The sequence below is a fragment of the Sphingobium sp. Z007 genome, assembly GCF_900013425.1.
Taxonomy (GTDB): domain Bacteria; phylum Pseudomonadota; class Alphaproteobacteria; order Sphingomonadales; family Sphingomonadaceae; genus Sphingobium.
The window spans coordinates 2,847,524-2,872,500 of the sequence record NZ_FBXK01000005.1; the positions used below are offsets into that span (position 1 = coordinate 2,847,524).

The 24,977-nt window shown below is 65.2% G+C and carries 22 protein-coding genes and 1 pseudogene (1 of these 23 cut by a window edge); 12 read left to right on the plus strand and 11 right to left on the minus strand.

Annotated elements, in window-relative coordinates:
- Window positions 1-34: 34 nt before the first annotated feature.
- A complete protein-coding gene (locus tag CEQ44_RS21740; RefSeq protein ID WP_088181732.1) occupies window positions 35-2,446 on the plus strand; it encodes a ligase-associated DNA damage response DEXH box helicase in 2,412 nt (803 codons plus the stop codon).
- Between the two features lie 2 nt (window positions 2,447-2,448).
- Here CEQ44_RS21740 and CEQ44_RS21745 read toward each other — a convergent pair whose 3' ends face one another.
- The 4 genes from CEQ44_RS21745 to gyrB all read right to left on the minus strand — a co-directional run bounded on the left by CEQ44_RS21745 (window position 2,449) and on the right by gyrB (window position 6,932).
- Window positions 2,449-3,195, minus strand: a complete 747-nt coding sequence (locus CEQ44_RS21745; protein ID WP_088181707.1) for a DJ-1/PfpI family protein — start codon at window positions 3,193-3,195, stop codon at window positions 2,449-2,451.
- A 39-nt stretch (window positions 3,196-3,234) separates the two neighbouring features.
- Window positions 3,235-3,738 (minus strand): COG3650 family protein, encoded by a 504-nt coding sequence (locus CEQ44_RS21750; protein WP_254913794.1) that lies wholly within the window; start codon window positions 3,736-3,738, stop codon window positions 3,235-3,237.
- 32 nt (window positions 3,739-3,770) lie between these two features.
- Window positions 3,771-4,343 carry a DNA-3-methyladenine glycosylase I gene (locus tag CEQ44_RS21755; RefSeq protein WP_088181709.1) on the minus strand — a complete coding sequence of 191 codons (573 nt, stop codon included), beginning with the start codon at window positions 4,341-4,343 and terminating at the stop codon, window positions 3,771-3,773.
- A gap of 87 nt (window positions 4,344-4,430) precedes the next feature.
- A complete protein-coding gene (gene gyrB / locus CEQ44_RS21760; protein ID WP_088181733.1) occupies window positions 4,431-6,932 on the minus strand; it encodes a DNA topoisomerase (ATP-hydrolyzing) subunit B in 2,502 nt (833 codons plus the stop codon).
- Between the two features lie 86 nt (window positions 6,933-7,018).
- Between gyrB and CEQ44_RS21765 the strand changes: the two genes are divergently transcribed.
- A complete protein-coding gene (locus tag CEQ44_RS21765) occupies window positions 7,019-7,513 on the plus strand; it encodes a hypothetical protein (RefSeq protein ID WP_088181710.1) in 495 nt (164 codons plus the stop codon).
- A gap of 4 nt (window positions 7,514-7,517) precedes the next feature.
- Here the strand turns inward: CEQ44_RS21765 and CEQ44_RS21770 are convergent, their stop codons facing one another.
- Window positions 7,518-8,714 (minus strand): hypothetical protein, encoded by a 1,197-nt coding sequence (locus tag CEQ44_RS21770; protein ID WP_088181711.1) that lies wholly within the window; start codon window positions 8,712-8,714, stop codon window positions 7,518-7,520.
- Window positions 8,715-8,853: 139 nt separating this feature from the next.
- A complete protein-coding gene (locus tag CEQ44_RS21775) occupies window positions 8,854-9,465 on the minus strand; it encodes a YitT family protein (RefSeq protein WP_088181712.1) in 612 nt (203 codons plus the stop codon).
- Window positions 9,466-9,554: 89 nt separating this feature from the next.
- On the opposite strand from CEQ44_RS21775, the gene CEQ44_RS21780 reads away from it, so the two are divergent.
- A complete protein-coding gene (locus CEQ44_RS21780; RefSeq protein ID WP_088181734.1) occupies window positions 9,555-11,018 on the plus strand; it encodes a PLP-dependent aminotransferase family protein in 1,464 nt (487 codons plus the stop codon).
- A gap of 147 nt (window positions 11,019-11,165) precedes the next feature.
- On the opposite strand, the gene ppa is transcribed toward CEQ44_RS21780, so the two are convergent.
- Window positions 11,166-11,708, minus strand: coding sequence for an inorganic diphosphatase (gene ppa, locus CEQ44_RS21785; protein WP_088181713.1), 543 nt, complete (start codon window positions 11,706-11,708; stop codon window positions 11,166-11,168).
- 36 nt (window positions 11,709-11,744) lie between these two features.
- Window positions 11,745-13,676 (minus strand): M61 family metallopeptidase, encoded by a 1,932-nt coding sequence (locus CEQ44_RS21790; protein WP_088181714.1) that lies wholly within the window; start codon window positions 13,674-13,676, stop codon window positions 11,745-11,747.
- A 229-nt stretch (window positions 13,677-13,905) separates the two neighbouring features.
- Between CEQ44_RS21790 and CEQ44_RS21795 the strand changes: the two genes are divergently transcribed.
- From CEQ44_RS21795 to CEQ44_RS21825, 8 genes and pseudogenes are all read left to right on the plus strand, one after another.
- Window positions 13,906-15,243 (plus strand): alginate export family protein, encoded by a 1,338-nt coding sequence (locus CEQ44_RS21795; RefSeq protein WP_254913796.1) that lies wholly within the window; start codon window positions 13,906-13,908, stop codon window positions 15,241-15,243.
- Window positions 15,244-15,303: 60 nt separating this feature from the next.
- Window positions 15,304-16,566: a histidine--tRNA ligase gene (gene hisS / locus CEQ44_RS21800; RefSeq protein ID WP_088181716.1), complete on the plus strand. Its 1,263-nt coding sequence runs from the start codon at window positions 15,304-15,306 to the stop codon at window positions 16,564-16,566.
- A gap of 130 nt (window positions 16,567-16,696) precedes the next feature.
- Window positions 16,697-17,791: a peptide chain release factor 1 gene (gene prfA, locus CEQ44_RS21805; RefSeq protein ID WP_088181717.1), complete on the plus strand. Its 1,095-nt coding sequence runs from the start codon at window positions 16,697-16,699 to the stop codon at window positions 17,789-17,791.
- 135 nt (window positions 17,792-17,926) lie between these two features.
- Window positions 17,927-18,751 (plus strand): peptide chain release factor N(5)-glutamine methyltransferase, encoded by an 825-nt coding sequence (prmC, locus tag CEQ44_RS21810; RefSeq protein WP_088181718.1) that lies wholly within the window; start codon window positions 17,927-17,929, stop codon window positions 18,749-18,751.
- 310 nt (window positions 18,752-19,061) lie between these two features.
- Window positions 19,062-19,259 (plus strand): annotated as a pseudogene (locus CEQ44_RS25300) (DUF4167 domain-containing protein); the annotation flags it as partial.
- A gap of 678 nt (window positions 19,260-19,937) precedes the next feature.
- Entirely contained in the window at window positions 19,938-20,084 is a 147-nt protein-coding gene (locus CEQ44_RS25305) for a hypothetical protein (protein WP_306341406.1), read from the plus strand.
- Window positions 20,085-20,240: 156 nt separating this feature from the next.
- Window positions 20,241-21,653, plus strand: coding sequence for a DUF4139 domain-containing protein (locus CEQ44_RS21820; protein WP_088181735.1), 1,413 nt, complete (start codon window positions 20,241-20,243; stop codon window positions 21,651-21,653).
- A 13-nt stretch (window positions 21,654-21,666) separates the two neighbouring features.
- Window positions 21,667-23,211 carry a DUF4139 domain-containing protein gene (locus CEQ44_RS21825; protein WP_088181720.1) on the plus strand — a complete coding sequence of 515 codons (1,545 nt, stop codon included), beginning with the start codon at window positions 21,667-21,669 and terminating at the stop codon, window positions 23,209-23,211.
- A 19-nt stretch (window positions 23,212-23,230) separates the two neighbouring features.
- Here CEQ44_RS21825 and CEQ44_RS21830 read toward each other — a convergent pair whose 3' ends face one another.
- Both CEQ44_RS21830 and CEQ44_RS21835 read right to left on the minus strand, forming a co-directional pair.
- On the minus strand, window positions 23,231-23,626 hold the full coding sequence (locus CEQ44_RS21830) for an acyl-CoA thioesterase (protein WP_088181721.1): 396 nt from the start codon (window positions 23,624-23,626) through the stop codon (window positions 23,231-23,233).
- Window positions 23,616-23,915: a hypothetical protein gene (locus CEQ44_RS21835; protein ID WP_088181722.1), complete on the minus strand. Its 300-nt coding sequence runs from the start codon at window positions 23,913-23,915 to the stop codon at window positions 23,616-23,618. Before CEQ44_RS21835 ends, CEQ44_RS21830 begins: the two co-directional genes overlap by 11 nt.
- Window positions 23,916-23,988: 73 nt before the next feature.
- Here CEQ44_RS21835 and CEQ44_RS21840 point away from each other — a divergent pair, with 73 nt between their 5' ends.
- A complete protein-coding gene (locus CEQ44_RS21840) occupies window positions 23,989-24,414 on the plus strand; it encodes a CBS domain-containing protein (RefSeq protein ID WP_088181723.1) in 426 nt (141 codons plus the stop codon).
- 18 nt (window positions 24,415-24,432) lie between these two features.
- On the opposite strand, the gene CEQ44_RS21845 is transcribed toward CEQ44_RS21840, so the two are convergent.
- Window positions 24,433-24,977: the 3' end of a lipopolysaccharide biosynthesis protein gene (locus CEQ44_RS21845; RefSeq protein WP_088181724.1), read on the minus strand. Its footprint extends 943 nt past the window's final position; 545 of the gene's 1,488 nt are visible here — the last part of the coding sequence; its start codon lies beyond the right edge, outside the window — the gene reads right to left on this strand; the stop codon is at window positions 24,433-24,435.

The following is a 24,977-nucleotide window of genomic DNA, read 5'->3' on the forward strand; positions in this document are numbered from 1 at the left end:
TGACAGCGGGCGGGCGGCACCCTACATCCATGCGATGTCGCCTTCTCTTCCTCCGATCATCGAAAGCTGGTTCGCCGCACGCGGCTGGCGACCACGGCGGCACCAGATGGATATGCTGGCCGCGGCGGCGCAGGGCGATCATGCTCTGCTGGTCGCGCCGACCGGGGCGGGCAAGACACTGGCGGGTTTTCTGCCAACCTTGGCGGACCTGATCGCCCATCCCACCGATCGTCTGCACACCCTCTACGTGTCACCCTTGAAGGCGCTGGCGGTCGATGTCCGCCGCAACCTGCTGACCCCGATCGAGGAAATGGCGCTCCCCATCAGCGTGGAGACGCGCACCGGCGACACCCCGTCCGATCGCAAGGCGCGCCAGCGCGTCCGCCCGCCGCACATCCTGCTGACAACGCCCGAATCGCTGTCGCTGCTGCTCAGCTACCCCGATAGCGCGCTGCTCTTTTCGGACCTGCGTACTGTGATCGTGGATGAGGTTCACGCCTTCGCCACGCAAAAGCGCGGCGACCTGCTCAACCTGTCGATGGCCCGGTTGCAGACGATCAATCCCACGCTGCGCCGGGTGGCGCTGTCGGCCACCGTGGCCGATGTCGACGCTTATCGCGCCTGGCTCGCGCCCGATGGCGACATCGACACGGTCACCCCGGTTTTGGGCGAAGCAGGCGCGGAGCCGAACGTCGCCATATTGATCCCCGAAGGCCGCGTTCCCTGGTCCGGCCATTCGGGCAAATATGCCGCCAAACAGGTCATGGCGGAGATCGAAGCGCGGCAGACGACGCTGGTTTTCTGCAACACCCGCGGCCTGGCCGAACTTATCTTCCAGGAACTCTGGTCCGCCAACGACGCCAATCTGCCGATCGCCATCCATCATGGCAGCCTGTCGATCGAGGCGCGGCGCAAGGTCGAATCGGCGATGGCGGCGGGAAAGCTGCGCGCGCTGGTGGCGACCGCATCGCTCGACCTCGGCGTCGATTGGGGCAATGTCGATTGCGTGATCCAGATGGGCGCGCCCAAGGGGTCGTCGCGCCTGCTCCAGCGGATCGGCCGCGCGAACCATCGGCTCGACTTGGCGAGCGAGGCGATCCTGATCCCCGGCAACCGCTTCGAATATCTGGAGGCGCGCGCCGCGCTGGATGCCGTCGAGGCGGGCGAGCGCGACGCCGACGATTTCCGCCCCGGCAGCCTGGACGTGCTGGCCCAGCATGTCATGGGCCTGGCCTGCGCCGGGCCGTTCCGAGCGGACGAATTGCTGGACGAAGTGCGATCCGCCACCCCCTATAGCGCGCTGACCGCCGAGGCGTTCGACCATGTCCTGCATTTCATCGAAGGCGGCGGCTACGCCCTGCGCGCCTATGACCGGTTCAAGCGGCTAACGCAGGACGCCGACGGCACCTGGCGCGTCTCCCATCCTCGCTTCATCCAGCAGCATCGCCTGAACGCCGGGATCATCGTCGATCAGCCCGCGCTGGCGGTGCGTTTTGCCAATGGCCGCAAGCTGGGCACGGTGGAGGAGGGCTTCGCCGCGCAGCTACGCGCCGGCGACAGTTTCTTCTTTTCCGGCATGGCGCTGGAAGTGGTGCGGATGGACACATCCGACCTCACGGTCCGGGCGACATCGAAACAGGCGCGCATCCCCAGCTGGGGCGGATCGCGCATGGCCATGTCCACCCGCCTTGCCGACCGCGTCCGCCATTTCCTGGCCGAACCGGACGAATGGCACCGTTTCCCGCCCGATGTGCGCGAATGGCTGGAGATGCAGAAACTGCGTTCCGCCCTGCCACAGCCCGGCCAGCTGCTGATCGAAACCTTCCCGCATGAAGGGCGCCATTATCTCGTCTGCTACAGTTTCGAAGGCTGGAATGCGCATCAGTCGCTGTCCATGCTGCTGACCCGGCGGATGGAGAGCCAGGGGCTGATGCCCCTGGGCTTTGTGTCCAACGACTATGCGCTGGCGATATCGAGCCTGAAGCCGGTCACCGACCCGCAGAGCCTGTTTTCGGCCGATATCCTCGATCATGAGTTCATCGACTGGGTCGAACAGTCGAGCCTGCTCAAGCGCGCCTTCCGCGACGTGGCGGTGATTGCCGGGCTGATCGAGCGGCAGCATCCGGGCAAGCGCAAGACCGGGCGGCAGGTCACTTTCTCGACCGACCTCATCTACGACGTGCTGCGCAAATATCAGCCCGACCATCTGCTGCTGAAAGCCGCCTGGGCCGATGCGCGCGCGCGCATGACGGATGTCGGGCGGCTGGGCGACCTGATCGACCGGGCAAGCCAGACCATGCTGCATGTTACGCTCGACCGCGTCAGCCCGCTCGCCGTGCCGGTGCTGATCCTGATCGGTCGCGAACAGGTGGCGCAATCGGCGTCAGAGGATGCGCTGTTGATGGAGGCCGAAGCGCTGGTGGCCGAAGCGATGCGCGCGGATTGATCCTACGCGCCCAGCCCGTTCATCGCCGCAAACGGATCGTCAGTGGCATCCTCATTCCAGCGATATTCGGCGCGATGCGCGACCCAATGCGCCATGTCCTTGCCATAGAGTTTCGCGATCAGGGCCAGCGCCATGTCGGTCCCGGCCGAAATACCGGAGGATGAGATATATTTCCCATCCTCCACCCAGCGCGCTTTCGGCACCCAGACGACCTTCGCGCCCTGCGCCGTGGCCCACTTCCAGGCCATCTTGTTGCTGGTCGCCTTCACCCCGTCGATCAGGCCGGTCCTGGCCAGCAGGCCAGATCCGGTGCAGATGGTCGCCACCTGCGGCGTGGCCTGCGCGATATCCTTGATCGCCGCCATGAAGGCGGGATTATCCACCTCCCGCCGCGTACCCATGCCGCCCGGGATCATCACGATGTCGAGCCGCGGCGCGTCGGCAAAGCCGACATCCGCGACCGCGGCAGGCCCTGCCCCGCTTTTCACCGGCCCAGCCTTTTGCGCGATCATCACGATCTCGACCCGGTCTTTCAACATCCCGAACATTTCGAGCGGACCGAAAACATCCAGCAATTCGAACCCGTCGAACAGGACCATGCCGAGCGTCGTCTTCGGCCCGCTGGGCGGCACGGGCGGCTGTGTCGGCACCGCCGCCTCGGATGGCTTGGAAAGCGCGGTCAGGGACAGAGCCGTGGTGGCGCCGATCAAGAGCGTGCGGCGCGATGTATCGGGGCTTTTGTCGGTCACGGCATATCTCCTTGGCACAGGATTCCTGTTCCTTAACGATCAGGGCGCGTCATCCCGCCTATCTTCGCGCCGCCCGCCGCAGCCTTTGAGCGTGCCTTCGCCGAACGCGATCGCCACTTGGTCGGACCAGATCGCATCGCTCATGCCGTCGCTGCACGGCCCTTCGCTCAGCGTCATGGTAAAGCCATCGCCCTGATAGCGGGTCGATTTTGCGTCGTCGCTGCGCGTGACCGCGAAGCGGCGCGGCGGCTTGTCCGGCCGGGCCAATTGCGCGGTCGATCCATTGATCGTGACGGCCCAGAAAGGCTCCGTGCCGATGGCGCTATATCGATCGGGATCGGGATAGGAAGCGGCGTCTTGTTCAGAATGACGCGGCGCGGCGTCAACATCAGGCGTCGCCGGGCCTGTTTCACGTGGAACCTTTTCCGAATGATTTTCGATGCTTGCCGAATCGATCATGGCATTGCCGACGATCGGCGGCGCTGCGTCGGTGTCCAGCACTGTGTTGTCCGGCGTCGCGCTATCGCCGCCACATCCTGCCATCAAGCCGATGAGAGGGATGAGCCACCACCGCTTCATTCCGCGCTGACCGCATCCCGGCGGAAGCATGTCTTGGCATGATCGTTCACCATGCCGATCGCCTGCATCCAGGCATAGACGATGGTCGGACCCACGAATTTGAAGCCGCGTCGTTTCAAATCCCTGGACAGGGCGGCGGACAGGTCCGTCTGGGCAGGCACGACGACGCCGTCGCCCTGCAACGGCACGCCATCGACGAAGGACCAGACATAGGTGGCGAAATCCTCCCCCGCGTCGCGCATCGCACAAAAGATGCGCGCGCCCGCGATCGTCGCGACGATCTTCGCCCGCGCCCGCACGATGCCAGGGTCGCCCATCAGTCGCTCGATATCGGTGTCGGTGAAGGCCGCCACTGAGTCGGGATCGAACCCGGCGAAGGCCGCGCGAAACCCCTCACGCTTGCGCAAGATGGTGATCCAAGACAGGCCCGCCTGGAACCCCTCCAGCATCAGCATTTCCCACAGCATGCGTGAATCGCGCTCCGGCACGCCCCATTCCGCGTCATGATAGGCGCAATAAAGCGGGTCGGTCCCGGCCCAGCCGCAACGCGATAGACCGGCATCGATCATGTGCTGTTCTCCGTCATTGCGAGCGTAGCGAAGCAATCCAAGGCGCTGCGTGGATGGCCTCGCTACGCTTGCCATGACGACAACGCATCACACGTCCAGATTGGCGACGTTGAGCGCATTGTCCTGGATGAACTCGCGCCGCGGTTCGACCACGTCGCCCATCAGGCGCGTGAAGATTTCGTCGGCCACGTCCGCCTGCTCCACCTCGACACGCAGCATCGATCGATTGTCCGGGTCCAGCGTGGTTTCCCACAGCTGTTCCGCGTTCATCTCGCCCAGTCCCTTGTAGCGCTGGATGGCCAGCCCCTTGCGCCCGGCGGTCAGGATCGCGTCAAGCAGTTCGCTCGGCCGCGTCACCATCGCGCCCTTGCTCGGCGCTACGGGTAGGTCGTCGTCATTCGCCTCGGCGGCGAGGGCCTTGACCGTGATCAGGCGGCTGGGGGTCAGGTAGCTGCCGGCATCCTCGGCGGCGATGCTGTGCAGCTTGCGCGCCTCGGCCGATCCGACGAAGCCGCCTTCGATCACATGATGGTCGGTCACGCCGCGCCAGGCGCGCTGGAAATGGAATCCGCCCTCTTCCGCGACGCTGCCGGTCCAGCGGCCCTCGACATCCTGCGCGCCCATCCAGGCGACGGTAGCGGCCAGGCGCTCCGCCTGCGCTGACGTATCCAGTTCGGGGTCGAGCGCGCCATTCAGGCTCAGCGCCTCGATGATTGCGGGATTATAGCGGCGCGGCACATAGCGCATCACGGACCGCATCTTGCGGGCATGTTCGATCAGGCTGCGCAGATCCTGGCCGGTGCGCGGCCCCTTGCCGGTTTCCAGCGCCATCGATTCGACGCCGTTGTCGACCAGATATTGCTCCAGCGCGGCTTCGTTCTTGAGGTAAACTTCTGACCGGCCCCGCGTCGCCTTATAGAGCGGCGGCTGGGCGATATAGAGATGCCCGCCGTCGATGATCTGCGGCATCTGACGATAGAAGAAGGTCAGCAGCAGCGTGCGGATATGCGCACCGTCGACGTCCGCGTCGGTCATGATGACGATCTTGTGGTAACGCAGCTTCTCGATGTTGAAATCGTCGCGAATGCCGGTGCCCATCGCCTGGATCAGCGTGCCGACTTCCTTGGACGACAGCATCTTGTCGAACCGTGCGCGCTCGACGTTCAGGATCTTGCCCTTCAACGGCAAGATCGCCTGATTATGCCGATTGCGCCCCTGCTTGGCCGACCCACCCGCCGAATCGCCCTCGACCAGGAACAGTTCGGACTTCGCAGGGTCGCGTTCCTGACAGTCGGCCAGCTTGCCAGGCAGGCTGGCAATGTCCAGCACGCCCTTGCGCCGCGTCAGTTCGCGCGCCTTCTTGGCCGCTTCGCGCGCGGCGGCGGCGTCGATCACCTTTTGCACGATCATCTTGCCGAAGGCCGGATTTTCCTCCAGCCATTCCGCCATCTTGTCGGCCATCAGGCTTTCCAATGGCTGGCGCACTTCGGAACTGACCAGCTTGTCCTTGGTCTGGGACGAGAATTTGGGATCGGGCAGCTTGACCGAAACGATGGCGGTCAGACCCTCGCGCATATCCTCGCCGGTGAGGCTGACCTTTTCCTTCTTCAGCGCGCCTGACTTTTCCGCATAATTGTTGAGCGTCCGCGTCAGCGCCGCGCGGAAGGCTGCAAGGTGGGTGCCGCCGTCGCGCTGCGGGATGTTGTTCGTGAAACACAGCACATTTTCATAATAGCTGTCGTTCCATTCCAGCGCGACGTCGATGGTCACGTCGTCGCGGGTGCCAGAAATCGCGATCGGCTCCGGCATCATGGCCGACTTGTTGCGGTCGAGATATTTGACGAAGGCCGCAATTCCGCCCTCGTAGAACAGCTCGATCTCCTTCGTCTCCTCATGGCGCGCGTCGACCAGGAACAGGCGCACGCCGCTGTTGAGGAACGCCAGTTCCCGATAGCGATGCTCCAGCTTCTCGAAATCATATTCGGTGTGGTTCTTGAACGTCGCGCCATCGCCCGGCGTCTTTTCCATGCTGGCCAGGAAGGTGACCCGCGTCCCCTTCTTGCCCTCAGGGGCGTCGCCGATCACCTTGAGCGGCGCGGTCGCATCGCCAAAGGCGAAGCGCATATAATGTTCCTTGCCGTCCCGCCAGATGTTGAGGTCCAGCCATTCGGACAGCGCGTTGACCACGGACACGCCCACGCCATGCAGGCCGCCCGACACCTTATAGGCATTGTCGTCGCTGGTATTCTCGAACTTCCCGCCTGCGTGCAGCTGGGTCATGATGACTTCCGCTGCCGACACGCCTTCTTCGGTATGGATGCCGGTCGGGATGCCGCGGCCATTATCCTCCACACTGACCGATCCGTCGGGGTTCAGCGTGATGACGATCTTGTCGCAATGACCGGCCAGCGCCTCGTCGATCGCATTGTCGCTGACCTCGAACACCATGTGATGGAGGCCGCTGCCATCGTCGGTGTCGCCGATATACATGCCGGGGCGTTTGCGCACCGCATCCAGGCCTTTGAGCACCTTAATGCTATCAGCGCCATATTCGTTATTATTGGGGGTGTTTACGGGTTCATCGCTCATGCCGAGCATATAGGGAAAGGCGCGTCGAAACTAAAGCGAAACATGGCGGCTTCCGCCGGGGTCCGGCACGGTCTATCAGGCTGTCCATGCGCCTTGCCCCTCTCCTCCTGCTACCCTTGCTGCTGCCGCTTGGCGCCTGCTCGAAAAGCAATGACGTCTATGAAGAATTGCCCAATTCTTCGCTCGCCGGCGCGCCGCGCATGGAGGTGCCCGAAACCCGCATGGATGCGCCGGTCGCGCGCCCGGTGACGATCGGCGAGGATGGCCCACGGATGGATGCGTGCGGCGGGCTGGGTCAGGTGACGCGCAGCGGACCAGGCGGTCTTCCCCTGCGCGCCGCGCCCTTCACCGATGCAAAGGCGCTGGCGCGCCTGGCGGAGGGGCAGCGGACATGGATATGCGCTCGCAGCCTCGACCAGAAATGGCTGGGCCTGGTCGTGCCCCCGGCCCGCGCGCCCGGCGCGCCGGCGGAAAGCGTGGATTGCGGCGTCACTTCTCCCGTGGACCGCAAGCAGCCCTATGCCGGCCCTTGCGCCAGCGGGTGGGTCGCCAGCGCCTATGTACGGTTGATCGGGACGTGAAGCCTCATTCGATGCCGGTGAACACCAGCTTCTGCACGCGCCGGCCGGTATTGACCTCAGTCGCATAGATATTGCCGTCGCTGTCGGTATCAATGCTGTGCAGCCAGGTGAATTGCCCCGCCTGCCGGCCGACCCGGCCGATCGCGCCCAGCACTGCATGCGTCTTGCGCAGCAAGATCCAGATGCGCCCGTTCATCATGTCCGCGACATAGAGATAGGTCTGGTCGGGATCGGGCGAAAAGGCGATGTCGGTCACCGTATGGGTGCCGCCCGTTTCCGGCGCGATCGCTAAGTCGCGCACGAAGGTCAGGCCGCCATCCTTCTCCCGCTTGAACAGCTGCGCCCGGTTGTTGTTGCGGTCGCAGACATAGAGATGGCCGTCCTTCGTCGGCACTACGCAATGGACGATGCTGCCGAATATGGCGGCTTGTGGATCGGCGGTCTGGCTGGGATCGACGGCATGGCTCTGGTCGAAGGTGCCTTTCAGCACCGGTCCGCTGGGTGGCTTGCCATAGGCACCCCAGCGACCTTTATAGCCGCCCGTCTTCGCATCGAAACCAATCACCCGGCGGTTCACATAGCCGTCGGACACCAACACCATCCCTTCGCTATGATTGACGTCCGACGGATTGCCGAGCTGGTCGGTCGCGTCGTTGCCGCCGGTCTTGTCGCGCTGACCGAAGCGGCGGATATACTGGCCCTCCGCGCTATAGTTCATCACGACATGATCGCCCTTGCCATTGCCGCCGAACCAGACCGTGCCGGCCTTGTCGACGAAGACGCCGTGCAGGCTGGCGGGCCATTGGTTGACGCTATCGACCGTCGGCGCGCTCGCCGCGCCGCCCCAGCCGCCGACATAGCGGCCGTCCTTGGCGAAGCGCACCACCGGCGGCGCGGGTTTGCAACAGGCGGCGATCGGCGGGCTTTGCGCCAGGCCCGTATCGGTCGCGGTCAGGCTGTGGGGGCGATGGACGACCCACACCGAATCGTCCGGCCCCACCGCCACCCCGCTCACCTGCCCCAACAGCAGGTCGTCGGGCATGGCGGGCCAGGCGGCATCGACCTTGAACCGCGGCATTTTCGTGCCGGCGGGCGCGACTTGTTCGAAGGCCAGCGGCGCGAGGGCGGGTTGGGGCGCGGGTTGGGACGGGACCGCGGCGGTCAGCGGCGCGAGCAGGGCGACGGCGAGGAAGGGGCGCAGGGGGATGCTCCTTGATCGGGGGAAAGGCTCGGCCGATCATGCCCGTCTGCCTGCCCCGGTCAATGACTATGCGCCCTATATGCAAAGAGAAAAGGGACCGGTTGACGCCGTCGCGCATCGATCGATCAAGGGGCGTCCGTCATGCCTGCGCGGGACGTCCCGGCGCGGCGATGCGGAAAAAGGGCAGCGCATGGTGGACGATCCAGCCGATCGTCGCGGCGTAGAGGATGGTGCCCACCCCCACCGTGCCGCCCAGCAGCCAGCCGATCGCCAGCACGCCGATCTCGATGCCGGTGCGCACCCATTTGACCGGCCAGCCGGTCCGGCGGCATAGGCCGGTCATTAACCCGTCGCGCGGCCCCGGCCCCATGCCCGCACCGATATAGGCACCGCCCGCGATACCGTTGAGGACGATCCCCGCGCCCAGCCAGCCCGCGCGCACCCACAGGCCTTCGGGCGTCGGCAGCAGTATCAGCGACAGGTCCACCGCGGTCCCGATCACCAGGATATTGGCGATCGTGCCGATCCCTGGCCGTTGCTTGAGTGGCCACCACAGCAGCAGCACGAGCGCGCCGATCAGGTTGACGGTCATGCCAAAGCTGAGGCCCATACGGGGCGCTAGCCCCTGATGCAGCACATCCCAGGGATCGAGCCCCAAATTGGCGCGCAGCATCAGCGCCATGGAAAAACCGTAGAGGCACAAGCCCCAGAAGAGCTGCGAAAAACGGAGGGCGTAGCGGTGGTTGGTCATGCCATGCTAATTCAACCCAACTGGCCTTTTCAAAAAGGACCAGTCTGGCATAAATGGCCTTGATCCACGGCCAGATTGGAATGTGCCCCATGTCCACTTCGCTACTCCGCCCCCCCTCCCTGCTCCGCCTGCTGGGCGCCTGGCGTGCGCAGGACAGCGCTGAGCCGGCCTATCGTCAACTCGCGCAGGCGTTGCGGATGCTGGTGCTGGACGGCCGGGTCGGCCTCAACGTCCGCCTGCCGGGCGAACGCGAATTGGCCGCCGCGCTGGGCCTGTCGCGCACCACCGTCGCTGCCGCCTTCGACCGGTTGCGTGACGAGGGCTTTCTGGAAAGTCGGCAGGGGTCGGGCAGCGTCACCCGGATTCCGCCGGGCCGGGCCGAAACCGCGCCGGGGGAGATCGACACGACGACCGGCGGCAATCTGCTCAACTGGACCCATGCCGCCCTGCCCGCCGCGCCCGGCGTCGCGCGCGCCTATGCCCATGCGGTGGAGGCGCTACCCGCCTATCTGGGTGACCTAGGCTATGATCCGCTTGGCATCATGGTGCTGCGCCGCGCGATCGCCGCCCATTATGAGCGGCGCGGATGCCCGACCAGTCCCGACCAGATCATGGTCACCAACGGCGCGCAGCAGGGCTTTTCACTGCTGCTCCAATGGCTGGCGGGGCCTGGCGACCGCGTGGTGATCGACCACCCGACCTATCATAATGCGATCCAGGCGCTGCAGCGCGCCCATGTCGTGCCGGTGCCGGTCGGCCTGCCGGCGCAGGGTTGGGACGTCGACGCGATGGAGGCGGCCTTCCGCCAGACCAGCCCCCGCTTCGCTTATGTCATCGCCGATTTCCACAACCCCACCGGTCGCAGCATGGACCCCGCCACCCGCCGCGCGCTGGTCGCCGCCGCCGCGCGCAGCCACACGCCGCTGGTGGTGGACGAAACGATGGTCGCGATGGGCCTCGATTTCGCGCCACCCCCACCCGTGGCGATGCACGATCCGTCGGGGCGGCAGGTCATCACTTTGGGTTCGGCCAGCAAGATTTTCTGGGGCGGGCTCAGGGTGGGCTGGATTCGCGCCGATGTTCAGACGGTGGCGGCGCTCGGCCGCCTGCGCACGACGATGGACATGGCCAGCCCGGTGGTCGAACAGATCGCGGTCGCGCAGCTTATCGACGCCGATGTCGGCCTGGGCGAGCGGGCCGGCCAACTGCGCGGACGGCGCGACCATCTGCTGGGCCTGATCGCGGATCGCCTGCCCCATTGGCGGGTGGAATCGCCCGCTGGCGGCCTGTCGCTCTGGGCCGAACTGCCCCGTGCGGAAGCGACCGCGCTGGCGGCATTGGCGGAAAGCCTCGGCGTCCGCATCGCCGCCGGCCCACGCTTCGGGGTGAGCGGCGCATTCGAACGCTTCCTGCGCCTGCCCTTCACCCTACCCGAAGAGCAGCTTGCCATCGGCGTCGAGCGCCTGGTCGAAGCCGACGCCCGCCTCCACGCCCGGATGCCCAAAGGCCGCGATTCGCTCGCCATGGCGCTGGACGCGGATCGGCTGATTTGAGTTTTTTGTGTTCCCGTACAGGCGGGAATCCAGTCCCGACGTTTGAACTGGGTTCCCGCCTGCGCGGGAACACACTCAGCAAGCCAACGAAAAAGGCCGCGCGGACATCGTCCACACGGCCTTTTTAACTCCCGAAAGAAACCGGCCTTACGCCGTCTTCTTGCTCGCCTGATAACGCGCGATCGCTTCCAGCGTGATCTGCTTGGCGTCGTCCGCCCCGCCCCAGGTGCCGATGCGAACCCACTTGGTCTTTTCCAAATCCTTATAGTGGGTGAAGAAATGCTCGATCTGCTCCATCACGATGCCGGGCAGATCGTCCTTCTCGCTGATGTCGGCATAATATGGGAAAGTCTTGTTGTCGGGCACGCAGACCAGTTTCTCGTCGCCACCCGCTTCGTCTTCCAGGTTCAGCACCGCGATCGGGCGCGCACGCACGACCGATCCGGGCACGAAAGGCGAGCGCGCGATGACAAGCGCGTCCAGCGGATCGCCGTCGGGCGACAGCGTGTGCGGCACGAAACCATAATTGGCCGGGTAGCGCATCGGTGTGTGCAAAATGCGGTCCACGAACAACGCGCCGCTGGCCTTGTCGAATTCATATTTCACCGGCTCGCCGCCGACCGGCACTTCGATGATGACGTTCAGGCTGTTGGGCGGATCGTCGCCGACCGGGATCAGTTCGATATTCATGGAAACGCCTTTTGCTACACGTTACGCTACGGATGATTATGTTCGGGCTTTAAGCAACCTGTCGAGGCTGCCGTCACCCTCTCCTGTCTTGTCGAGGCGCGGATAGCGCAGCCCGCCCGAATAATCGAGTGTCAAAGTGCGATAGTATTTATCTTGCTTTAGGATGATCTGGATCGGCGTCTTGGCCTTGATCGCCGCTTTCCACGCGTCGCCCGAATATTCGTCGCCATTGACCGCGATGATCTTCGCGCCCGTGACCAGCCCCGCCTTGAATGCCGCGCTGTCCCACACGACGCCGCTCACTTCGCCGTCATTCTTGACGATCGCGCCGATCCCGAAACTCTGGTCGACCATCTTGTTGGCGCCCTCGGCCGCCTTGGTGATCGCCCCCGGCTCCTCGCCATAGACGAGGGAGTAGCCGCCCAGGATGAAGCCGCCCTTGGGCGTTTCCTTGGTCGGACTGTCGACATATTTCTGGAAGAAACCGGCCCAATCATAAGGCGCGATATCGTTCAGCGTCTTGATGACGTCGCCGCGGTTATACACGACCTGGCCCCAGTCGCCCGGCTTGATCCCGAAAAACGCCTTGGCGAAATCATCGAGGCCCTTCTTGCCGCGTGTCGCCTTTGCGATGATCGCGTCGGCCTCCAGCCAGATCATCAGCCCTTCGTTGTAATAATCTTCCGATCGCTGCCAACTCGCCCAGCCCTTGGGCCGGCGGGCGGAGATGATCGGATCATGGGTGGTGTCCTCCATCGCGCGCCACTGCCGCCCGACCGCCGTGTCCAGCTTCGCCGCGATCTGCGCATAGGCGTCCAGCGTTTCGGCCTTGGAGAACATCCCCGACCGCGCGCCCAGCACATAGCCCCAGAACTGCGTCTGCCCTTCATAGACCCACAGCAGATTATCCTGCATCGGCACGTTGAAGTCGGGCGTCCAGAGCAGGTCTGGACGGCGGAACTTGCCGTCCCAGCTATGGGTGAATTCATGGGGCAACAGGTTGCGGTCCAGCAACGCCTCGCCCTTGTCCCAACTTTTGAAATAGCCCGGCTCGACCTGGTTCTCAGACGAACGATGATGCTCCAGGCCGATGCCGCCCATCTCATCGGTGATGGCGAGCAGGAAATCATAATGGTTGAAATGATAGGCTCCGAACAGCGACCCCGCTTCGGCGACCAGCTTCTTATGCTTGGCCATCTGCTCCGGCTTGAAATCCAGCTCGTCCGCATCATCCGCTACGATGTTGAGCGTCACATTGCTGCCCAGGTCCACCGCCTTGAAATGCGTGCCCGCAAACACCGGCGAATCCTGCAACGCCTCATAGTCGATCGTCTCATAGGCGACGGCATTGCCGCTCTTCGTTCCGCGCAGCGCGGTCGCGGCTTGCCAGCCGGCGGGATAGGTCACGGTCGCCTGGATCGGAATCTGGCGCGTATAATAGCCCGCCGGATAGAGCGACACGCTCTCCCACTGGATATTCAGCATCTTGGGCGTCACCACCACGCGGCCCTGGGCGGGCTGAGTGGCGGACAGAAACTGGAACTGCGCCACCACCTGCGTCACGCCCTGCGGCACGTCGATCTGGAAGGCGAAGACGTTGAGCGGATCGCGCTTCCACGCCAGGCTCTGGCCGTTGGCGGTGAAGGTCAGGCCCGTCAGCTTTTCGATCTGCCCGCGCGGCGCATGATTGCCCGGCAGCCAGGCCGGCATCATCAGCGTCATCGGCCCGGCAGCGGCGACGGGGATCGTTTCCTTGACGCGGAAGATGCGCTGCACCGTGTCGGTCGCATCGACCTCCAGCTTTATGGTGCCGCCGGGATAGGGAATGTCCTTGGGCGCCGGCGCGCCGCTGTCGACGGGCAGGGCGGTCGGCTTGGACCGGATCGCGTCCTGCGCGAACAGCGGACTGGCGATGGCGCTCGAAAGGCCCGTTGTCAGGCACAGGGCGGCAGCAAGGCTGCGGATCATGGATGTCTCCAGAAAGATAGGTAGGGCGGACGGCCCGATTGCCTTTAGCATGGCAAGGCGTCGCCGCGCCGTCCACCCCCCGGCGGCGCGCGCCGACGCAAAAGGGACTTGATCGCCGCCGCAACCTTGGCCATGCGCAGAGCATCGGGATCAGCGCCTTCCCGGTCAGCGCCTCCGCGCCAAAGGCCGCCTCATATATCCGCGGTGGGGCGGAACCATGGAGCTGCGCGTGGACCGATTTCGCTTTTTCTCTTCTCTTGCGCTGCTGCTGACCAGCGCCTCCCCGGCTCTGGCACAGGACGATGGCTTCTCCCTCTCCGGCAATGTCCGGGCGCGCTACGAGGTGCTTGATGGCCAGGCGCGCGCCGGGCTGGACGACCGGATCGACATCGCCAGCCTGCGTACCGTCGTCGCGGCCGATTATCGCACGGGTCCGATCCATCTCGCCGCCGAATTATGGGACAGCCGGATCTGGGGCGGTCATCCGGGCGAAGGCATCGGCACCGGTGAAGTGAACGTGCTGGAGCCGGTGCAGGCCTATGTCGTCGCCGACCTGGGGCCCGTGCTGGGGCGCGGCAGCAAGGCGTCAGTGCAACTCGGCCGATTCATGCTGAACCTGGGATCGCGAAGGCTGGTCGCGGCGGACGATTATCGCAACACCACCAACGGCTATACCGGCGCACGGATCGATCTCGCCACCGCGCAGGGCAGGTCTGCCAGCCTGATCTACGTCCTGCCGCAGATGCGCCGCCCCGATGACGAGGACGCCGTGCTGGACAATGACCGCGCGCTGGACCGGGAAAGCCCCGATCTGCGCCTCTGGGGCGGCTATGTCGCGCAAAATTTCGCGCACCGGTCTATGGTCGAACTGGGCTATTTCGGCCTGGCCGAGCGCGACATGCCCGGCCGACCGACCCGCAACCGCCATCTCCATAGTGTCAGCCTGCGCCTGATGCGCGATCCTGCGGCGGGCGCACTGGACTATGAGGTGGAAGCCATCTGGCAGATGGGCCGGGTCCGCGCCAGCAATGCGCCCGCTGCCGCGTCGCTCGATGTCGTCGCCTGGTTCGTCCATGCCGATGCGGGATATAGCTTCGCCGGACCGCTAAAAGCACGCCTGTCGGTCGAGTTTGACTATGTCAGCGGGGACCGGCGCGGCGGCAGCTATGGCCGGTTCGACACCCTGTTAGGCATGCGCCGCGCCGATTTCACGCCGTCGGGTATCTTCGCCCAGACCGGCCGCGCCAATATCCTGACGCCGGGCGTGCGGATGGAGATGGCGCCGGGCAAGCGGATCGACCTCCAGGCCAACTGGCATCCGATGTGGCTGGCGTCGCGGACCGACGCCTTTTCCACGACCGGCGTGCGCGACGCCGCCGGTCGGTCGGGCCGCTTTGCCGGGCATATGATCGACGGTCGCCTGCGCTGGTGGGCGATACCGAAAAAGCTGCGCGCCGAACTCAACGCCAGTTGGCTCGCCAAGGGGCGTTTCCTGACGCAGGCGCCCAACGCGCCGCGCCCCGGCGACGTGCGCTATCTGTCGCTGGCGATGACCGCCCTGTTCTGATGGGCAGCGTTGAAAAAGCGCGTTTCCTTGAGGGTGATTTGCCGTTAAAGGCCCGGCCCCATGGCGAAGATCGAAACGCCGCGCCCGGTGCGCGGCACACAGGACATGTTGGGCGGCACGGCGGAGGCATTTGCGGAACGCTTCGCCCATGTCGTCGCGACGTTCGACCGGGTGCGCAAACTCTACGGATTCCAGCGGGTCGAAGTGCCGGTGTTCGAATCCACCGCCGTCTTCGCCCGCTCGCTGGGCGAAAGCACCGACGTCGTCTCCAAGGAGATGTACACGTTCGAAGATCGCGGCGGCGACAGCATCACCCTGCGCCCCGAATTTACCGCCGGCATCAGCCGTGCCTATATCACCGAGGGCTGGCAGCAATATGCGCCCTTGAAGGTCGCGACCCACGGGCCTTTGTTCCGCTACGAACGCCCGCAAAAGGGCCGCTTCCGCCAGTTCCACCAGCTTGACGCCGAAATCATCGGCGCGGCCGAACCGGGCGCGGACGTCGAACTGCTGGTCATGGCCGACCAGTTGCTCAAGGAATTGGGCATCGCCGACGGCGTGACGCTGACCCTCAACACGCTGGGCGACGGGCCAAGCCGCGACGCCTGGCGCGCGGCGCTGATCGCCCATTTCGAGGCGCACAGGGGCGAATTGTCGGAAGACAGCGTGGAACGGCTGGCCAAGAATCCGCTCCGCATCCTCGACAGCAAAGACCCCCGCGACCGCCCGGTCGCCGACAGCGCCCCGGACATCGACGCCTATCTGACCGACGAGGCGCGCAGCTTCTTCGATAAGGTCACGGCGGGTCTGGATGCCGCAGGCGTGGCCTGGGAACGCAACGCCCGCCTAGTCCGGGGCCTCGATTATTATCGCCACACCGCGTTCGAGTTTGTCACGGATCGCCTGGGCGCGCAGGGCACCGTGCTGGGCGGCGGGCGCTATGATGGGCTGATCGAGAATCTGGGCGGCCCCGCGACCCCGGCGGTCGGCTGGGCGGCTGGGATCGAGCGGCTGGCGATGCTGGTGGATGCGCCGGAGAAAGAACGCCTCGGCGTTATCATGGCGGTTGAGGACGATCTTGCCTTGCCCGATGCGCAGCGGCTTATCGCCAAGCTGCGCCGCCAACATATATCTGCGGATATGATCGCAACCGGCTCACCAAGAAAGCGCTACGATAAAGCCACGAAGATTGACGCATCTGTTTTGATGTCGATCCAGTGGAGAGACGGTAAGCCTTTCATAAAGCCGCCGATATCAGCAATGCCAAATGCAATGCTCGATAGGGTTAACTCCATTCTAGACGAAGCGGACGCTATTGCCTGATGCCGACCTCAGTCAATCGCGCACACCTCCCTCCATTCATCCTGAGCCTGTCGAAGGGCTTTTCTTCTTTCGTCAGGGAAGGAAAGGGCTTCGACAGGCTCAGCCCGAACGGATATGAGGTAAGTGCCTGATGCACATCTCCCCCGAACGCATCGCGCAGATCGAGGCGCGCCGGGACGAGGTGCAGGCGTCGATGACGCGCGCCGACCTCGCGCCCGATGCGTTCGTGAAACTGTCGAAGGAATATGCCGAGATCGAGCCGGTCGCCCGCGCCGCCCATGAAGTGCGGCGCCTGCGGCAGGAACTGGCCGCGCTGGACGTGATGGCGGGCGGCGGCGATAATCCCGACGCCGACCCCCTCATGCGCGAAATGGCGCAAGAAGAAATGCAGCTCCTCAAAAGCCAGCTGCCGCAAGCCGAACGCGCGCTGGCGCTGCAACTCCTGCCCCGCGACGCGGCCGACGCCCGTCCCGCCATGATCGAAATCCGCGCCGGCACCGGCGGCGACGAAGCCGCGCTCTTCGCCGGCGACCTGTTCCGCATGTATCAACGCTATGCCGATACCCAGGGCTGGAAGATGGAGATGCTCTCCGCCAACGCGTCCGAACAGGGCGGCTTCAAGGAAGTGGTGGCCAGCATCAACGGCGTCGGCGTCTTCGCCAAGCTGAAGTTCGAAAGCGGCGTCCACCGCGTCCAGCGCGTCCCTGCGACCGAAAGCGGCGGGCGCATCCACACCAGCGCCGCGACCGTCGCGATCCTGCCCGAACCGGAGGAAGTGGACGTCCAGATCGCCGACGGCGACCTCAAGATCGACATCTACCGCGCGTCCGGTGCAGGCGGCCAGCACGTCAACACCACCGATTCGGCCGTGCGCATCACCCATCTGCCGACCGGCACTGTCGTCATCCAGCAGGACGAACGCTCCCAGCACAAGAATAAGGCGAAGGCGATGCAGGTGCTGCGCGCGCGCCTCTACGAAGCCGAACGCGAACGCACCCAGAGCGAACAGGCTGGCGCGCGCAAGGCGATGGTCGGATCGGGCGACCGTTCCGAACGCATCCGCACCTATAATTTCCCGCAGGGCCGCGTCACCGACCACCGCATCAACCTGACCCTGCACCGCCTGCCCGAAATCCTCGAAGGACCGGGCCTGTGCGACATCATCGACGCGCTGGTCGCGGAGGATGAGGCGGCGCGGCTGGCCCAGCTGGACGGTGTGGCATGAGCATCACCACCCCCTCCCTGTCAGGGAGGGGCAGGGGGTGGGTGCGCCGCGAAGCGGCGCCGATTCCGTTGGGACTGGACAGGCGCTCGCTTCACTCGCGACCCACCCCCGGCCCCTCCTTGGAAGGGAGGGGAGATGACATCTATCCCCGACGCGCTACGCGCTGCAACTGTCCAACTCGCTGTCTCCAGCGACACCGCGCGGCTCGACGCCGAGCTGCTTATGGCCCATGCGCTGGGCCTGTCCCGCAACGACCTGCTGCTGCGCCAGCGCGACCTGACCGTCCCCGAAACCTTTGTGCCCCTGCTCGCCCGTCGAATGGATGGCGAACCGATCGCCCATATCACCGGCACGCGCGATTTCTGGACGATCACCCTGTCCGTCACGCCAGACACGCTGATCCCCCGCCCCGACAGCGAAACGCTGATTGAGGCGGCGGTCGATCATTTCGCAACCCGCGCCCCCGCCACGATCCTGGACCTTGGCACCGGCTCCGGCGCACTGCTTTTGGCGGCGCTGGCGCAGTGGCCGCACGCGCAGGGCCTGGGCTTAGACGCCTCAGTCCCGGCGCTCGCCGTGGCGCAGGGCAATGCGGCGCGGCTGGGCATGGCCCGCCGCGCCGCCTTCCGGCCGGGCGACTGGGCGCAGGGCGTCGAAGGCCCGTTCGACCTGCTGCTCATCAATCCACCCTATATCGTCGCCGACCTGCCGTTGTCCGGCGACGTGCTGCGCGAACCGGCCAGCGCGCTGTTCGCGGGCATCGATGGCCTCGACGATTATCGCCGCATCGCGCCCGACCTGCCCCGGCTGATCGCGCCGGGCGGCATGGCCGCGATTGAGATCGGCTATGATCAGGCCGCCAGTGTCACCGCGCTGCTGCACGCAAAGGGGCTGGCCGTCGCCCTGCGCCGTGACCTCGCCGGGCATGACCGCTGCCTGATTGTGACAAACCCAGGTTAGAAATAACCGATTTGCCGATATCCCCGCGAAAATTGCTTGGTTTATGGTGCGAAAGCCACTACATCGACCTTAGGGACGGCTCTATCTTGTGACATGGTCGGTTAGATCGTTGATAGAAAAGGTCGTTTTCTTAGCTCCTTAAAGTCATGACGGCGTATGCTGCGCAGCGCCGCTGGCAGTCGGGGAATGATCCGCGAAGGATCATGCCGTGGCGGAGCCGTATCCGGCCTGAAGGACAGGCTGTGCTTGGGGATGGCGACTGAACAGTGTTTTCAGCCAATGATGTCATAGCGAACGCAAGGATCATATCTTGATCAACAACCGGCAGGCCGGCCGCCGCAATCGCGGCCGGAACAATAATAACAACGGACGTCCCAACGGCAATAATCGGGGCGGTGGCGACAATGGTAACCGCATCGACAACCGCGCCCGCGGCAACGCGACCCAGCTTCTTGAGAAATACAAGAATATGGCGCGCGACGCCCAGATGGCCGGCGACCGGGTGAATGCCGAATATTATCTGCAGTTCGCCGATCATTATTTCCGCGTGCTCGCCGACAATCGCGCCCGCCAGGAGGAGCAAAACCCCCGGCAGCGCATTCGCGACGATGGTTTCGACCAGGATGGCGATGATTTCGACGGCGGCTATGACGGCGTCGACGATTTCCGCATCGATCAGCAACACGCCTATGATCGCACCCCCCGCGAGCCAAGTCAGCGCGAGCAGGCCCCCCGCGAGCAGAACCAGCGTGACCAAAATGGTCGCGACCAGGGCAACCGGGATCAGGGCAATCGAGACCAGGGCAATCGCGACCAGGGCCAGCGTGAACAGGGCAACCGCGACCAGCAGCAGGATCGTCGGCCGGATCGTCAGGACGACAATCGCGAAGCCCGCGAGCCGCGTGACAACCGCGAATATCGGGAACCCCGCGACAATCGCGAGCCGCGTGAAAATCGCGAACCGCGCGACGCGCGCGCTGGCAATGTCCGTCGCGACCGTCCCCGCCGCGATCGCTTCAATGCCGACGGCGATGCGCCGGTGCAGCAGGAAATGGGCGTAGAAGGCCCGGCGGGCAATCCCGCCACTGAAACCCCGCGCCAGCAGCCGGTCGTTCAGACAGCGCCGGAAGCCGCCGCGCCCGAAGCCGAGGCCCCACGCCCCCGCCGCGGTCGCCCGCGCAAGGTCGTGGCGGAAGCGGACACCCACGAAGGTCTGGACCTGGCGGTGCTGCCGCCCTCGATCGCCCGTGCCGACAATGACGCCGAAACGGCCGGGGACGCGCCCAAGAAGCGCACCCGCCGCGTCCGTCCGGCGACCGAAGCCGCCGAATAAGCGCTGAATAGCGAAAATCAGGGGACGGCGCCGCAACGCGCCGTCCCTTTTTTCATGCCTGTTTCTTTTCCTGTCGCTATCGACAAGCCTGCTTTGCAACCCCGGCGCGATCCGGCACAAGGCGCTTATATATGGCGCATATCTGGAGAGATGCCGATGAGAGCCGCGCACCTGCTGCCCCTGATGCTGACCGCCCTTCCCCTGTCGGCGCTGGCGCAAAGCGTGGCCGATCCCACCGGTGCCACCGCGCAGGGCGATGTTGCAGTGACCATCTACAACAACGGCCAGTCGCTGGTGCAGGACGACCGCCAACTGCCGGTCACGACGGGCCGCAATCGCATCGAATTTCCCGATGTATCGGCGCGCATCCGCCCTGAAACGGTGAACCTGTCCGGCCCCGGCCTCGCCATTATCGAACAGAATTTCGATTATGACCTGCTGTCTCCCGACAAGCTGATGGACAAGGCGGTTGGGCAGGAGGTGACGCTGCTCCGCACCAACCCGGCGACCGGCGCGGAAACCCGCGAACGCGCGAAAATCCTCGCCGCCAATGGCGGCATCGTCCTCCAGATCGGCAACCGGATCGAAGTGCTGCGCGACGATGGCCTGCCCGTCCGCGTCATTTTCGACCGGGTGCCGCCCAATCTGCGCGCCCGCCCAACCCTGTCGGTGACGGTGCAGGCGGATCGCGGTGGCACGGTGCCGGCCCGCCTCTCCTACCTCACCCCCAATCTGGGCTGGACCGCCGACTATGTCGCGCTGTTCGACGCGACCAAGCAAGCGATGGACATGCAGGGCTGGGTCACGCTCACCAACAACACCGGCACGACCTTCAGCGACGCCAAGACCATTCTGGTCGCGGGCAACCCGGCCAATGGCGGGGGCCGCACCAACTGGTGGCAGTCGTCGGGTGTGGCCGGCAGCGGCGCGATCGACCAGGCGGGCACGCAAAGCGGCCCGCGCGAACGGTTGGGCGACTATTATCTCTACCCCTTGGCCGCCCGCACCACGATCGCCAATGCGCAGCAGAAGCAGGTCAGCTTCCTCGACGTAAAGGGTGCCCCGGCCCGCGCCACCTATGAATATGTCAATGGCTGGCTCGGCAGTTCCGCCGAACCGATGAGCGCATCGAGCGTGCTCAAATTCTCGACCTCGAAGGAGGGCGGCCTGGGCGATCAACTCCCCGCCGGCACGATCCGCGTCTATATGCGCGACGCGCGCGGCAACCCGCAATTCATCGGCGAAAACAGCATCGACCATACGCCGATGGGCTCCTCCATGGCGCTGCGCACCGGCGAGGCGTTCGACGTCAAGGTGCGACCGACCGTGGAGCAGCGCACGAAAAAGGGCAGCGCGCGCTGGGAAACCAAGATGCGCTACACGCTGACCAACGCCCGGCCCGAAGCGGTGACGATCGACTTGGCGCAGCAGGGCTTGTGGGGTGACACCCGCGTCGTCGCGCAAAGCCAAGAGGGCAAGCGCGTCTCCGCCGACCGCATGGAATGGAGCGTGCCGGTGCCCGCCAACGGCACGGTCGATCTCAGCGTCACCTTCGATTCGCGCTACTGACGGGACGGCGCCGGTGCCGCGCATCCTTGTCTTGTTTTTGGCGCTGTGGACGCTGGCCGTCCCGGCGCAAGCGGACACCATCATCTCGGCCAAGGCCGATTCTGTCGCCGTCACCGTCTATCGCGCGCCCTTCCGCGCCAAGGGCCCGATCGACCGGGACTGGCCGGGCGGCTATGCGCTCATAACCGAAAGCCGCACCGTCGATCTGCCGCAGGGCGAATCGGTGCTGCGGTTCGAAGGGGTAGCCGAGGGGCTGATGCCCGAAACCGCGATCCTGTCCGGTATGCCGCGCGGCGTGCGGGAAAAGAACCGGGACGCCCGGCTCTTATCGCCCGCGGGCCTGGTCGACGCCTATCTCAAACGCAGCGTCACCCTGCGCCGCACCGACCGCAAGACCGGCAAGGTCACGCAGCAGGATGCGATCATCAGCGCCGGGCCGACCGGCGGCGTGATCCTGAAAACCGCGCAGGGCTATGAGGCGCTGGGGTGCAGCGGCCTGCCCGAACGGATGCTCTATCCGCAAAAGCCCGCCGACCTGTCGCCCCGTCCGACCCTGTCGGTGATCGCCACCAGCGACCGCCCGACACGCGCGACGCTGCAACTGACCTATCTGGCCGAAGGATTCGACTGGGCGGCCAATTATGTCGCGGACATGGCCGATGACGGCGCGACGCTCGACCTCATGGCCTGGCTGACAGTCGCCAATGGCGGCGTCACCGGCTTCCCCGACGCGCAATTGAGCGTCATCGCGGGCCAGCCCAACAAGCAGGCGCGCAGGGCGCAACCGCGCCCGACCGGCGGCCCGCTGCGCCTCCAATGCTGGCCGATGGACGTCACCAGCACCCATCCACGCTGGATTTTATCCCCGACGGAGGGACCAATTCCCCCACTGATGTATGTAGCGGCGGAGGCGGAAGATATCGTGGTCACCTCAATGCGCCGTACCGAAGGCGTCGTCATGGCCGCGCCCGCCCCGCCCCCACCCCCTCCGCCGCCGGAAGATGTCGGCGACCTCAAACTCTATCGCGTGCCGGTGACCGTCGATGTCGCCGCCAACGCGCAGAAACAGGTCGCGCTCCTGCGCCAGCCCGGCGTGAAGGTCGAACGCCTCTATGCCGCAACCGTCTATGGCGAGGTCGAATCACAGCCGATGACGCTGCGGCTGCGCTTGCAGAATCGGAAGGATGACGGCCTCGGCCTGCCGATGCCGTCGGGCCGGGTCGCGGTGTTCGAGCAGGTTCAGGACATGCGCCTGCTCGCGGGCGAAGCCGATATCGGCGACAAGGCGGAAGGCGAGCGGGTCGATTATGACATGGCGACCAGCGCCGACGTCCGCATCGCCGCGCGGATGAAAAGACAGTCCCGCAAATCCCGCGACTGGGCGATCACCCTCAGCAACGCCCGGCCTTTCGCCGTGACGGCGGAAGTCACCATCCTCCACGATATCTCCCCGCGCCCGGCGGACATGGAGCGGCGCGGCAATGGCTGGATTTGGCGGACCACGATCCCCGCCAACGACACCCTGATATGGTCCTATACGGAGCGCTTGCCCCGCTGACCGTTAATAACGTCCTATGTCAGGCGTCGGGCAGGGGCCGGGGCCGGTGATTGGCGTCCAGCGCGACGAATGTATAGACGCCACTGGTCAGCAGCACTTCTTCCATGCCGACGCCGCGTATCGCCACCACCTCGATCCGTATCGCGACCGACGTGCGGCCGCGCCGTTCCTCGATCGCATAGACCGACACGACGTCACCCAGCAGGATGGGGGTGATGAAGGTCATGCTTTCGATCGCCACCGTGGCCACCGCGCCCCGCGCGATTCGCGATGCGACGATTCCGCCGGCGATATCCATTTGGCTCAGCACCCAGCCGCCGAAAATATGGCCATTGGCGTTGATGTCGGTCAAATGCGGCACCAGCCGCAGCACCACCTCGCCCCGCGCGCCGGTCTTCGCTGTATCAGTCGTCAAGCGGCACCTCGTCCTTCAGCCTGTCGGTCACCTGCTCGTCATGCCCGGTGCCGCTCGACAGGAACGTCAGCGCCATCAGGCCGGTCCCCAGCATGAAGGTCAGCCATACGCCCAAAATCGTGGCGATCGTCATATGGATCGGCAACTGTCCGGCCCACCAATAGAGGAACAGCAGCGCCAGCCCGACGCAGATCGCGCCGCCCAGCGCCATCCACGCCATGATCCGGCGAAACCGCGCCCAGGCGGTGGCGGCGATCTGCGGATCATCCAGGGCTTGTTTGCGCGTCATCTCTTTTCATTGGGCCGCGAAAGTGGGATCATCAAGCGCCTATCGGGGAATGTCCCGGAAAAGGAGAGTGGTCATGAGCATCGCAGCGATTTTGCAGGGCAAGGGCGACGTCATCAGCGTGCGGCCCGATGATAGCGTGCTCGCGGTGGTGCAATTGCTGGCGGAAAAGCGAATCGGCTGCGTGCCGGTGGTCGAGGATGGGCAGGTCGTCGGCATTTTTTCCGAACGCGACGTGGTCTATCGGGTCGCCACCGAAGGCGCCGCCGCGCTCGACCATAGCGTCGGCGAAGTCATGACCGCGCCTGCCATCACCATCGACCATCAAACCCCGGTGATTCACGGCCTGTCGCTGATGACGAAGCGGCGCATCCGCCATTTGCCCGTGGTGGTCGATGGCGCGCTAGTAGGCATGATCTCGATCGGCGATCTGGTCAAATTTCGCATCGACACCATCGAATCGGAAGCAGCGGCGCTGCGCGATTACATCCAGACCGCTTGATTGGAGCGACCGACCGGTTCAGGCGGGCGCCTGAACCGGCGGTGCCCGCCGCACGACCAGCGCGACCAGTTCCATCAGCGTGCCGCGTGCGCACAGCATCAGCGCAGCGAGGAAGGCCAGGCCGCCCGCCGGCACCAGCACGCACAGCCGCAATGGCGCGGACAGCGGCGGCAGCAACCGATCGACCGCCATCACCACGCCCGCCATCAATATTGAACAGCCCAGTCCCGGCGCGGCGGCGCGAATCAGGTCGGCGAATCGCAACCCCATCGGCCCGCCCGCCAATCGTGCGGTAACAGCGGTGAGGACCGGAAAGGCGATCAGCCAGGCCCAGGCCAGGCCAATCGCGCCGAACCGTATCCCGATCAGGAAAGCGACCGGCATCAGCACCGCGCCGACCGCCGCGACGCGCGCGGTTGTGCCAGGGCGGCCCAGCGCATTGCTGACAGGCGCGAACATCACCTGCAACGTCATGAACGGCATCGCCAGCGCCAGGATCGCGACAAAGGGCGCCATCTCCAGCCATTTCTGCCCGAACAACGTCTCGACCAGCGGCTCGGCGG

Excerpts from the sequence above, each read along its gene's own strand:
- CEQ44_RS21780 (WP_088181734.1), top strand. The coding sequence starts at position 9,555 with ATGTCCACTTCGCTACTCCGCCCCCCCTCCCTGCTCCGCCTGCTGGGC.
- prfA (WP_088181717.1), top strand. The coding sequence starts at position 16,697 with ATGCACATCTCCCCCGAACGCATCGCGCAGATCGAGGCGCGCCGGGAC.
- CEQ44_RS21755 (WP_088181709.1), bottom strand. The coding sequence starts at position 4,343 with ATGATCGATGCCGGTCTATCGCGTTGCGGCTGGGCCGGGACCGACCCG.
- CEQ44_RS21775 (WP_088181712.1), bottom strand. The coding sequence starts at position 9,465 with ATGACCAACCACCGCTACGCCCTCCGTTTTTCGCAGCTCTTCTGGGGC.
- CEQ44_RS21820 (WP_088181735.1), top strand. The coding sequence starts at position 20,241 with ATGAGAGCCGCGCACCTGCTGCCCCTGATGCTGACCGCCCTTCCCCTG.
- prmC (WP_088181718.1), top strand. The coding sequence starts at position 17,927 with ATGACATCTATCCCCGACGCGCTACGCGCTGCAACTGTCCAACTCGCT.
- ppa (WP_088181713.1), bottom strand. The coding sequence starts at position 11,708 with ATGAATATCGAACTGATCCCGGTCGGCGACGATCCGCCCAACAGCCTG.
- CEQ44_RS21835 (WP_088181722.1), bottom strand. The coding sequence starts at position 23,915 with ATGACGCGCAAACAAGCCCTGGATGATCCGCAGATCGCCGCCACCGCC.
- CEQ44_RS21765 (WP_088181710.1), top strand. The coding sequence starts at position 7,019 with ATGCGCCTTGCCCCTCTCCTCCTGCTACCCTTGCTGCTGCCGCTTGGC.
- CEQ44_RS21740 (WP_088181732.1), top strand. The coding sequence starts at position 35 with ATGTCGCCTTCTCTTCCTCCGATCATCGAAAGCTGGTTCGCCGCACGC.
- CEQ44_RS21840 (WP_088181723.1), top strand. The coding sequence starts at position 23,989 with ATGAGCATCGCAGCGATTTTGCAGGGCAAGGGCGACGTCATCAGCGTG.
- hisS (WP_088181716.1), top strand. The coding sequence starts at position 15,304 with ATGGCGAAGATCGAAACGCCGCGCCCGGTGCGCGGCACACAGGACATG.
- CEQ44_RS21790 (WP_088181714.1), bottom strand. The coding sequence starts at position 13,676 with ATGATCCGCAGCCTTGCTGCCGCCCTGTGCCTGACAACGGGCCTTTCG.
- gyrB (WP_088181733.1), bottom strand. The coding sequence starts at position 6,932 with ATGAGCGATGAACCCGTAAACACCCCCAATAATAACGAATATGGCGCT.
- CEQ44_RS21750 (WP_254913794.1), bottom strand. The coding sequence starts at position 3,738 with ATGGCAGGATGTGGCGGCGATAGCGCGACGCCGGACAACACAGTGCTG.